Below are 10472 nucleotides of genomic sequence, written 5' to 3'. Positions count from 1 at the left end.
GCCTGCTGCAGCTGGGGCGTCATGGTCAGACTCTGGCCCAGCTTAAGCTGTAATGAGGCTTTCATAACCATGGCTCAAGATCCATAACTCGTGGGCATCCCGGTTGTTGCTTTGCCGGCGCACAGGCCGAAAAAAATGTTGTACGCTGGTTACTTGCCATTGTCTGTAGACAGTATAAGCAAGTTTTTTGCCGAGTTTACTTGCTACAGATCATCAAAACAATCAGGCCTCGGATAAACCCTGTTTTATCAGGTCAGAGCCGGAACTCGTCGCCCAGATATACTTCTTTCACCTGCTGGTTTGCCAGAATGGCTTCGGCATTGCCGGAGGCAATGATGTGGCCTCCGGAAACGATGTAGGCATTCTCGCAGATGTCGAGGGTTTCCCGAACGTTGTGGTCGGTGATCAAGACCCCGATGCCCTTGTCCCGAAGGTGCCGGATGATGTGCTTGATGTCACTCACTGAGATGGGGTCTACGCCCGCGAAGGGCTCGTCCAGCAGAATAAAGGCAGGCTCCATGGCCAGCGCCCGGGCGATTTCAACCCTGCGGCGTTCGCCGCCGGATAGTGCCATACCCACGCTGTCCCGGATGTGAGTAATGTGGAACTCTTCCAGCAACTCTTCCAGCTTGGCGTCCCGTTCCGCCCGGCTCATGCCTTTGCGGGTTTCGAGGATGGCCATGATGTTGTCCCGTACGGTCAGTTTGCGGAACACGGAGGCTTCCTGGGGCAGGTAGCCGATGCCCTTGCGGGCGCGGCCATGCATCGGCAGCGGGGTGATGTCCTGGGTGTCGATGGTGATCCGGCCGTGATCCGCAGGCACCAGGCCCACGATCATGTAGAAGCAGGTGGTCTTGCCGGCGCCGTTGGGGCCGAGCAGGCCGACAATCTCGCCGGAGCGAATTTCCAGAGAAACGTCCAGCACCACTTTTTTCTGCTTGTAGCTTTTTGCCAGATTACTGGCCCTGAGAACTGCCATCCGAACCTTTCCCGTCACTGGATTGAGCTGAATTACGAGGCTGAATCACCATTTCCACCCGGCCGGAGCCGCCGTCGGATGGCGTGCCGCCTTCCGCAGTAACAACGCGGCGAACGGTGTCGTAGTGGATGACATCGCCCCGGAATACGTTGCCACCCTGTTCGATGACGGCCTGTCTTTCAAAAATGACCAGGTTTTCATCGCCAGACCAGGTGATGTTCAGGGCCTTGGCATCGGTCATGCCTTCGCCTTCCTGGCCAGGTTGCCGGTAATGGGCGGGGTTGCCGGCGGCTTCAATCCGGCTGACACCTTGTTGGTTCCGGTAAAGTACCACCCGATCCGCTTCCAGCCGGGTTTCGCCCTGAATCAGTTCGACAGCGCCGGTGTAAACGGCCGTACCGGCGCTATCGTCCAGGCGGGCAGAATCGGCACTGACCTTGATGGGGATGTCTGAATCCAGATTGAATGCCGATACAGGGCCGGCCAGCAATGCCATGGCCAGAATCACTGGCCGGCAGAAAGATCGTTTACCTGACGGTTTCATATTGTCCCTCTACCCGGGAGTTGAGTTCGAGAATGCGTTCGTCGATCCAGGCTTTCATGCCGGTGGAGCGGGTGACGCCGAAAGGCTCGGTGATGGACACCGGATGGTCTGTGTAGACGGTGCCGTTGCTGTTGTCCAGGGTCAGTGCCTCGGTTTCGAGAACGGCTTCGCGGCCTTCGGACTGTCGGGTCAACCGGACGTTCCCCGTAAGTTCCAGCTTTTCATTGTTCTGCTGAAGGCTACCTTCATTGGACTCGATGAGCCAAGGTTCGGGGCTGCCCTCACTGAAAAGCCGGGCTCTCGGCGTGTCCAGATGAGCCGTGCCGGTTTCTTCAAACTGTTCAATTCTGGGGCTTGTGAGATCAATCTGGAGGTTGCCTTGCTCATCCCATGCACGGTACTGGCCGCCCACCACAAAGCCGTCGGGTTCTGCGGGCCCCCGCAGGTCGCTGGCGGCATTCCGTGAGCTGACAGGCTCGTCGCTTTGCCACAGCAAAAAAACGGTTGCTGTTACGGTGACGGCCAGGGCCAGGGTTGTAACCCGCCGTTTGCCACGATCGCCGAAAAGCCGCTCGGTGATCATGCTGGCTCGTCCAGATAGGGAGCAAGAGTGGTGTCCAGGTGCCCTTGAGCCCAGAGCAGGAGATCGCAGGCCTCGCGCACAGCGCCCTGTCCACCGTGGCTGCGGGTACAGTAGTCGGCGTGTTGCTGAACCAGCCAGTAGCCGTTGGGTACCGTGATGCCAAGGCCGGCAAAACGCAGCGCGGGCAGGTCGGGCAGGTCGTCGCCCATGTAGGCAATCTGCTCCGGCTCAAGGTTCATATCCCGGATCAGTTCCAGCAATGCGACCTTCTTGTCTTCGCGACCCTGCATCAGATGCGGGATGCCCAGATCCGACATTCGCTTTTCCGTGAGGGGAGAACGTCGTCCGGTAATCACCGCCACGGTGATGCCTGCCTGCATCAGCTGTTTCAGGCCCAGGCCGTCAAGAATGTTGAAGGCCTTGAGTTCGTCGCCGCTGGCACTGAAATAGAGGCGACCATCGCTCATGATGCCGTCCACATCCAGGGCGATCAGGCGAATGCCCGATGCCTTGGCCTTCAGGGCTGCGTCCCAGTGGGTTTGTAACGGATGCGCTGTCTGAGTCATCAAATCACTCCGGCCCGCAGCAGGTCGTGCATATTAATGGCGCCCACCAGGGTGCCGTTTGCGTCGGTAACCGGCAAGGCGTTGATCTTCATTTCTTCCATGATATTCAAGGCTTCTGCCGCCAGGTGGTCTGCCCGGATGGTTTTGCCGTTGCGGGTCATCACGTCCTGGATGGGGGTAGTGTGCACATCCACGGATTTGTCCAGGGTCCGGCGCAGGTCGCCGTCGGTGAAGATGCCCGTCAGGGTGCCGGCGGCATTAACGACCGTGGTCATACCCAGGCCCTTGCGGGTTATTTCCAGCAGTGCCCCGCTCAGGGTTGTGCCCTCGGCAACCTGAGGAATCTGGTCACCGGTGTGCATGATGTCGGATACCCGCAGCAGCAGGCGGCGTCCAAGGCTGCCGCCGGGGTGGGAGAACGCGAAATCCTCGGCGCTGAATCCCCGGGCTTCAAGCAGCGCCACGGCCAGGGCATCCCCCATGACCAGGGTGGCGGTGGTGCTGGAGGTGGGTGCCAGGCCCAGGGGGCAGGCTTCAATGGCCACGCTGACATCCAGGTTGGCAACGGCCTCCTGTGCCAGTACGGAATCGGGTTTGCCTGTCATGCTGATCAATGGCGCGCCCATGCGCTTGATCAGAGGGAGAATGGTGACCACTTCGCTGGTGCTGCCGCTGTTGGATATGGCGATGACCACATCCTGGGGTGTTATCATGCCCAGATCGCCATGGCTGGCTTCGCCGGGATGAACAAAAAAGGCGGGCGTGCCCGTGCTGGCGAGCGTGGCGGCAATCTTGTTGCCGATGTGCCCCGATTTGCCCATACCTGTCACCACAACCCGGCCTTTGCAGGCCATGATGACCTCGCAGGCGCGGCTGAAGTCACCGTTTATACGGCTTTCCAGCGCTTCAATGGCTTCGCGCTCGATGCGGATTGCCCGTAGGGCCGAGTTGCAAAAGTCCTGGGTGTTGAAGGTATTTGATTCGGTCATGTCGGCTGGCTGTCTGCTCGATCTGGGATTTGAGGCCGAAGTATATCACTTCTGGTGCCCCCGGCTCGCCTGCATCAGGGATTCTGATCATTGCCATCAAGACATTTTACGTTGCTTTAATTGAGGTCTGGGAGAGCTTGTCATAATGTAGGCGCTCCTTGAAAGGGATGGATTATGGAGTCATCTGCGTACATAACACTTAGGGATGTGGTGTTTTCCCGTTCCGGGCGCCGGATTTTTGATGGAATCAGTCTGGATATTCCCAAAGGGAAGGTGACTGCCATCATGGGGCCCAGTGGTACCGGTAAAACCACGCTCCTCAGGCTCATTGGAGGTCAGCTTCGCCCGGATTCGGGCCAGGTGAATGTGGCAGGCCACGACGTGCCCGGGCTCAAGCGCAAGGCGCTCTACCAGCTGCGCGAGAAGATGGGCATGCTGTTTCAGAGTGGCGCGCTGTTCACCGATCTCAGTGTTTACGAGAACGTTGCCTTCCCGCTGCGGGTGCACACGTCATTACCCGAGGATATGATCCGGGACATTGTTCTGATGAAGCTGGAGGCGGTGGGCTTGCGTGGTGCCAGAGAGCTGATGCCCTCAGAGTTGTCCGGTGGCATGACCCGGCGCGTCGCACTGGCCCGCAGTATCGCACTCGACCCGGAGTTGATCATGTACGACGAACCCTTTGCCGGGCAGGATCCGATTGCCATGGGCGTGCTGGTCAAGCTGATCCGGGATCTCAACAGTTCCATGGGGCTAACCAGCGTTCTGGTGTCGCACGACGTGCCGGAATCCCTGAGTATTTGCCATTACGCCTGCATTATTGCCGACGGCAAGGTGATCGGTGAGGGCACTCCCGAGGAGCTGCGGGCACATCCGTCTGAGCGGGTTCAGCAGTTTCTTGAAGGGCAGCCTGATGGCCCGGTGCCGTTCCATTACCCGAGTGGCGATGCGGCGGCTGATTTTGGTGTGGGAGGGCTGTCTTCATGATGGATCGTATTGCCGGCCTGGGTCGTCTCGGGCTTGCGATCATCGCCTCCTTTGGTCGTTCCGGGCAGTTTCTGTTCGGTGTGCTGGCAGGAGTCCCCAGGCCTGCTACAGGTTTTCCCTTGCTGGTCAAACAGCTCTACGCAGTCGGCGTGTTGTCACTGGCGATTGTGGTGGTCTCCGGATTGTTCATCGGGATGGTGCTAGGGCTTCAGGGTTATACCATTCTCAGTGACTACGGCTCGGAGTCGGCGATTGGCCAGATGATTGCCTTAACGCTGGTGCGAGAGTTGGGGCCGGTGGTGACCGCCCTGCTGTTTGCCGGTCGTGCAGGATCCGCCCTGACGGCAGAAATCGGGTTGATGAAGGCGACGGAACAGCTTTCCAGCATGGAAATGATGGGGGTGGATCCTCTGCGCAGGGTCATTGCTCCAAGACTTTGGGCCGGTTTTCTCGCCATGCCGGTACTCGCCATGATTTTTTCGGTGGTCGGGATTTACGGTGGCATGCTGGTCGGCGTGGAGTGGCTGGGTGTGTTCGAAGGTTCCTTCTGGGGCAACATGCAGTCCTCCGTCGATTTTGTGGACGACGTGCTCAACGGCTTTATCAAGAGTGTGGTGTTCGGGTTCGTGTGTGCCTGGATTGCGGTCTACCAGGGTTATGATTGCGTGCCCACCTCCGCAGGTATCAGTTCGGCGACCACCAAAACTGTGGTGTACTCATCGCTGGCGGTGCTCGGTCTCGATTTCGTACTCACCGCCGTCATGTTCGGTGATTTTTAACAGGATTCAGGGAGCCTTTCATGGTACAGAGAAGCATAGAAATCATTGTTGGGCTGTTCATGATTGCCGGCCTGGCCGCGCTCATGTTTCTGGCACTGCAGGTTAGCGGTCTGTCGCCGAAATCCGCGGAGCAGACCTACACGCTGTACGCGAATTTCAACGATACCGGAGGCCTGACGCCCCGTGGCAAGGTTTCCATGGCCGGTGTCACTGTCGGTACTATTGAATCCATCACCCTGGACAGGGACACCTTCCAGGCGAGGGTAACCATGTCCATCCATGCCGAGGTTGATAACATCCCGGCCGACAGTGCAGCAGTAATACGTACATCCGGACTGCTGGGGGAGCAGTACATTGATATATCGATTGGCGGAGATCTGGAATCGCTGAACCCGGGGGATACCTTTTATTCCACCCAGTCTGCCATGAATCTGGAACGGCTGATCAGTAACTTTGCCTCCGGCCGCTGAGCCAGAGCCATGCACAGGAGAAAGTAATGAGTGCCCTTAAACACCGTTTGACGTTGATGATTGCCATGCTCGCCCTGGTGGTGGGTCAGGCCTGCGCAGGGCCGGAGGAGGATCTGAAACGTTACGTGGACGAGAACACCCAGAAGCTGGTGCAGAAGCTCAATGCCGAGAAAGGGTTGTACGAAAAGGATCCTGAGGCGTTTTATGCCAGCATGGATGAAACCCTTCAGGAGTTTGTCGATTTTCGCCGGATTGCTGCCCGAGTGATGGGGCGATATGCCCGCCAGACCACGCCAGAGCAGCGGGATGCTTTTGTCGAGAAGTTCAAGCGCAGCCTGTTTGACAGTTATGCCCAGGCCCTGGTTTCCGCGGAAGATTTCGAGATCATCGTCAAGGAAGCCACCATCCTTCCTCAGAATGAGGATCGCGCTTCAGTAGAAATGGAGTTGATCAGTGCCTCCGGCAACCGTTATCCGGTCACTTACTCGATGTACCGGACAGGCGACGACCGCTGGATGATGGAGAACGTCATCGTAGAGGGCGTTAACATCGGTCTTGCCTTCCGGGATCGCTTTGCCCAGGAAATGGAAGAGAATCGCGGCCAGGTCCAGGCGGTGATTGACGGCTGGGGTGATGCGGTTGAGGCCCTGAATCTGGACGAGCAGGTGGATCGTTCATGAGTGAGTGTGCGCCGGGCATCGTTCGGGATGGCGCAACCCTTCGCGTAACCGGCGATGTCGATGCCGACACGGTCCTGGCACTGCGCAAGCAGGGCGAGCAGGAAATCCAGCAGGCCGACGGCACGCTTGAGGTTGATCTGTCGGGGCTTGGCACCGCCCACAGTGTGGTGCTTTCGATGCTTTTATGTTGGCAGCGTCTGGCGCTAAGCCGACATTGCCATCTCTCCTTCACAGGCGCCAGTGAGCGACTTCGTTCTCTGGCCGCACTCAGTAATCTTCAGGATCAGATTCCCGGATTTGCCGAGTACAGCTGACCGGCGCCCGGGAATTGGTTACAATTCCGCCCCTGATTTCAACTTAGTCGAGGAATCCTTATGGACGCCGCCCAGGTTACCGAACTTGTCAAAGAAGCCCTGCCCGGTTGCGAGGTTCAGGTACAGGTTGATGGCAACCACTATCTTGTTGTGGTGGTGGGTGACGTATTTGAGGGACTGCCCACCATCAAACGGCAGCAAATGATCAACAAGGTGCTATTCCAGCATGTCATGGACGGCACCATTCACGCCCTTCACCCGAAAGCCTTTACCCCGAGCGAGTGGGCCGATCAGCAGGCCGGCGCCTGAACCGAACAGGATAATTACCGTGGACAAACTATTGATCAGGGGTCGAAAGCCCCTGGATGGCGAAATTCGCATTTCCGGTGCCAAGAACGCGGCCCTGCCCATTCTGGCGGCGACACTGCTGGCGGATGAGCCGGTCACCGTCGGCAACCTGCCGCATCTGAACGATATTACCACCATGATCGAGCTGCTCGGTCGCATGGGGGTGGAGCTGCTCATTGACGAAAAGATGAGTGTTGAAGTGCACGCCAACACCATCAAGCACTTCCATGCACCGTACGAGCTGGTAAAGACCATGCGCGCCTCCATACTGGTGCTCGGCCCGCTGGTGGCTCATTTTGGCGAAGCCGAAGTCTCCCTGCCGGGTGGCTGTGCTATCGGTACCCGGCCGGTTAACCTGCACATCCACGGTCTGGAAATGATGGGTGCCGACATAAAGGTGGAGAATGGCTACATCAAGGCCAAGACCAATGGCCGGTTGAAGGGTGCCCACATTTTCCTGGATACGGTCACCGTAACGGGTACCGAAAACCTGATGATGGCAGCTGCGCTCGCCGAGGGTAAAACCATCCTCGAAAACGCGGCCCGCGAGCCGGAAGTGGTGGATCTGGCTGAGTGCCTGATCGCCATGGGTGCCGATATCAAAGGCCACGGTACCGCGACCATTGAAATCAATGGTGTGGAGCGCCTGCACGGATGCCACTACAACGTGTTGCCGGACCGGATCGAGACCGGAACCTACCTGGTGGCGGCGGCTGCGACTGGTGGCCGGGTGAAAGTAAAAGATACCCGGGAAGATATCCTGGAAGCGGTGCTGCTCAAGCTGGAAGAGGCGGGGGCGCACATCACGACCGGCCCGGACTGGATTGAACTGGATATGAAAGGCAAGCGGCCCAAGGCAGTCAGCCTGCGGACCGCGCCTTATCCGGCGTTCCCCACGGATATGCAGGCTCAGTTTGCGGCCATGAATGCGGTGGCCGAGGGTTCAGGTACCATCGTCGAAACCGTATTTGAAAACCGATTCATGCACTTGCAGGAACTGATCCGGATGGGCGCAGACATTACCCTTGAGGGTAACGCTGCCATCATCAAGGGTGTCGAACATCTGACCGGGGCTCCGGTCATGGCGACCGACCTGCGGGCCTCGGCTAGCCTTGTGATCGCCGGCCTGGTGGCAGACGGCGATACCATTGTTGACCGCATTTACCACATTGACCGTGGTTATGAGTGCATTGAAGAGAAGTTGCAGCTGTTGGGCGCCAGCATCCGCCGTCTGCCAGCCTGAATTTGACCAACGGGAACCCGGAAGGATACATGACAGATTCCATCACCATCGCCTTGTCGAAGGGTCGCATTCTGGAAGAAACCCTGCCGCTGCTGGCGGAAGCGGGCATTGAGCTTGTCGACGACGTGAAAAAGTCCCGCAAGCTGGTGTTTCCCACCACCGACCCGAACGTGCGGATTCTGATCATCCGGGCGACCGATGTGCCCACCTATGTTCAATACGGTGGCGCCGATCTGGGCGTTACAGGTAAGGATGTTCTGATGGAGCACGGTGGCGACGGCCTCTACGAACCGCTTGATCTGAACATCTCCCGTTGCCGGTTGATGACCGCAGGCAAAAAAGGCGAGCAGCCACCGGCAGGCAGGATTCGTGTTGCCACCAAATTCGTCAACCTGGCCCGGCGCTATTATGCGGCTCAGGGCCGGCAGGCCGATATCATCAAGCTCTACGGAGCCATGGAACTGGCACCGATCCTGAACCTGGCCGATGAGATTGTTGATATCGTGGATACCGGCAATACCCTCAAGGCCAACGGGCTGGAGCCAAGAGAACTGATTGACCACATCAGTAGCCGACTGGTGGTTAACCGGGCCTCCATGAAGATGAAACACGGCCAGATAAACCCCATAATCGAGAAGATGTCCGCGGCCGTTGAACGACGCCGCGATTCGTAGTGTTACTCCAAGACAGGATCTGAAAAATGACCGACAGAATCACCAGACTGAACACCACCCAGAGCGACTTTGACAGTGCGCTGGCCCAGCTGCTGGCCTGGGACGACAGTGTGGATCATCAGGTGAATGAGTCGGTTCGGCATATCCTGCACGAGGTGAAGACCCGGGGCGATGCGGCGGTGCTGGAGTTTACGGCCAAGTTTGATCGCCTGGACGTTGGCTCCATGGCTGAGCTGGAAATGGATAAAAGCCGTTTGCAGGCAGCTTTGGACCGAATTCCCCAGGATCAGCGTGAGGGTCTGGAAAAAGCGGCGGGACGCATCCGTGACTACCACGAACGCCAGAATCAGCAATCCTGGCAATACCAGGACGAAGACGGAACCGTGCTGGGCCAGAAGGTAACGCCGCTGGATCGCGCCGGTCTGTACGTGCCGGGTGGCAAGGCGGCCTATCCTTCGTCGGTACTGATGAATGCGATTCCGGCCAAAGTCGCTGGTGTGTCTGAAGTTATCATGGTGGTGCCGACCCCGGATGGTGTGGTGAATGACATGGTGCTGGCAGCGGCCGCCATTGCCGGGGTAGACCGCGTGTTTACTATCGGTGGCGCCCAGGCCGTGGCCGCGCTGGCCTATGGCACGGACACGGTGCCCTCTGTCGACAAGATCGTCGGCCCCGGTAACATCTTCGTGGCCACCGCCAAGCGCGAAGTCTTCGGAGTTGTCGGTATCGACATGATTGCCGGCCCTTCGGAGATACTGGTGATCTGTGACGGCAAGACCGACCCGGACTGGATCGCCATGGACCTGTTTTCCCAGGCCGAACACGACGAGCATGCCCAGAGCATTCTGGTCAGCCCGGACGCAGACTTCCTGGATGCCGTGGAAGCCAGTATCAACAAGCTGCTGCCAACCATGGAGCGAGAAGAGATTATCCGCACCTCCATGCTGGGAAGGGGTGCTCTGATTCAGGTGGCAGATCTGAAAGAAGCCGCGGAAGTGAGTAATCGCATTGCACCGGAGCACCTGGAACTCTCAGTAGAAGATCCGCAGGCCATGCTGGACGACATCCGCCACGCCGGTGCGATCTTCATGGGCAGGCATACGGCCGAAGCCCTGGGTGACTATTGCGCGGGCCCGAATCACGTATTGCCCACCAGCGGTACCGCGCGATTCAGCTCACCTCTGGGCGTGTACGATTTCCAGAAGCGCTCCTCCCTGATTGGCTTTACCGCTCAGGGTGCCGACCGTATGGGGCGGGTAGCGTCGGTTCTGGCCCGTGGCGAAGGTCTGACAGCGCACGCACGTTCAGCGGAGTAC

General features: G+C 58.4%; 14 protein-coding genes. 9 read left to right on the top strand and 5 right to left on the bottom strand.

The features are described from left to right. Positions 1-253 precede the first annotated feature (253 nt). The 5 genes from lptB to B3Y70_RS02405 are packed head-to-tail and all read right to left on the bottom strand — an operon-like array spanning position 254 to position 3661. The gene (gene lptB, locus B3Y70_RS02425) at positions 254-979 is read right to left on the bottom strand and encodes an LPS export ABC transporter ATP-binding protein (protein ID WP_199452336.1); all 726 of its coding nucleotides are present in this window, start codon (positions 977-979) and stop codon (positions 254-256) included. Continuing rightward, positions 957-1523 carry a lipopolysaccharide transport periplasmic protein LptA gene (lptA, locus tag B3Y70_RS02420; RefSeq protein ID WP_199452335.1) on the bottom strand — a complete coding sequence of 189 codons (567 nt, stop codon included), beginning with the start codon at positions 1521-1523 and terminating at the stop codon, positions 957-959. The genes lptB and lptA overlap by 23 nt, the downstream gene beginning before the upstream one ends. Continuing rightward, a complete protein-coding gene (lptC, locus tag B3Y70_RS02415; protein ID WP_199452334.1) occupies positions 1507-2106 on the bottom strand; it encodes an LPS export ABC transporter periplasmic protein LptC in 600 nt (199 codons plus the stop codon). The genes lptA and lptC overlap by 17 nt, the downstream gene beginning before the upstream one ends. After that, positions 2103-2672 (bottom strand): KdsC family phosphatase, encoded by a 570-nt coding sequence (locus B3Y70_RS02410; RefSeq protein ID WP_199452333.1) that lies wholly within the window; start codon positions 2670-2672, stop codon positions 2103-2105. The genes lptC and B3Y70_RS02410 overlap by 4 nt, the downstream gene beginning before the upstream one ends. Beyond that, on the bottom strand, positions 2672-3661 hold the full coding sequence (locus B3Y70_RS02405) for a KpsF/GutQ family sugar-phosphate isomerase (RefSeq protein ID WP_011786155.1): 990 nt from the start codon (positions 3659-3661) through the stop codon (positions 2672-2674). Before B3Y70_RS02405 ends, B3Y70_RS02410 begins: the two co-directional genes overlap by 1 nt. 174 nt (positions 3662-3835) lie before the next feature. On the opposite strand from B3Y70_RS02405, the gene B3Y70_RS02400 reads away from it, so the two are divergent. The 9 genes from B3Y70_RS02400 to hisD all read left to right on the top strand — a co-directional run. Then, a complete protein-coding gene (locus tag B3Y70_RS02400) occupies positions 3836-4648 on the top strand; it encodes an ATP-binding cassette domain-containing protein (RefSeq protein WP_286895539.1) in 813 nt (270 codons plus the stop codon). After that, entirely contained in the window at positions 4645-5427 is a 783-nt protein-coding gene (gene mlaE, locus B3Y70_RS02395; RefSeq protein WP_199452331.1) for a lipid asymmetry maintenance ABC transporter permease subunit MlaE, read from the top strand. Before B3Y70_RS02400 ends, mlaE begins: the two co-directional genes overlap by 4 nt. A gap of 20 nt (positions 5428-5447) precedes the next feature. Further along, complete coding sequence (gene mlaD, locus B3Y70_RS02390) at positions 5448-5897, top strand: outer membrane lipid asymmetry maintenance protein MlaD (RefSeq protein ID WP_199452330.1); 450 nt, start codon at positions 5448-5450, stop codon at positions 5895-5897. Positions 5898-5923: 26 nt separating this feature from the next. Then, a complete protein-coding gene (locus B3Y70_RS02385) occupies positions 5924-6577 on the top strand; it encodes an MlaC/ttg2D family ABC transporter substrate-binding protein (protein ID WP_199452329.1) in 654 nt (217 codons plus the stop codon). Next, on the top strand, positions 6574-6891 hold the full coding sequence (locus B3Y70_RS02380; protein ID WP_199452328.1) for an STAS domain-containing protein: 318 nt from the start codon (positions 6574-6576) through the stop codon (positions 6889-6891). Before B3Y70_RS02385 ends, B3Y70_RS02380 begins: the two co-directional genes overlap by 4 nt. 60 nt (positions 6892-6951) lie before the next feature. Continuing rightward, complete coding sequence (locus B3Y70_RS02375; protein ID WP_014422100.1) at positions 6952-7200, top strand: BolA family protein; 249 nt, start codon at positions 6952-6954, stop codon at positions 7198-7200. A 19-nt stretch (positions 7201-7219) separates the two neighbouring features. Beyond that, positions 7220-8482 carry a UDP-N-acetylglucosamine 1-carboxyvinyltransferase gene (gene murA, locus B3Y70_RS02370; RefSeq protein WP_022992001.1) on the top strand — a complete coding sequence of 421 codons (1263 nt, stop codon included), beginning with the start codon at positions 7220-7222 and terminating at the stop codon, positions 8480-8482. 29 nt (positions 8483-8511) lie between these two features. Beyond that, on the top strand, positions 8512-9156 hold the full coding sequence (gene hisG, locus B3Y70_RS02365; RefSeq protein ID WP_011786147.1) for an ATP phosphoribosyltransferase: 645 nt from the start codon (positions 8512-8514) through the stop codon (positions 9154-9156). 26 nt (positions 9157-9182) lie between these two features. Then, positions 9183-10472 (top strand): histidinol dehydrogenase (hisD, locus tag B3Y70_RS02360; protein ID WP_288589123.1); only part of this gene is annotated, 1290 nt, incomplete at its 3' end.

Origin of the sequence: Marinobacter sp. UBA5687, from assembly GCF_002420325.1 — a bacterium.
Taxonomy (GTDB): domain Bacteria; phylum Pseudomonadota; class Gammaproteobacteria; order Pseudomonadales; family Oleiphilaceae; genus Marinobacter; species Marinobacter nauticus.
Note: the sequence above shows the minus strand (reverse complement) of the source record. Positions and strands in the feature narration are given on the sequence as shown.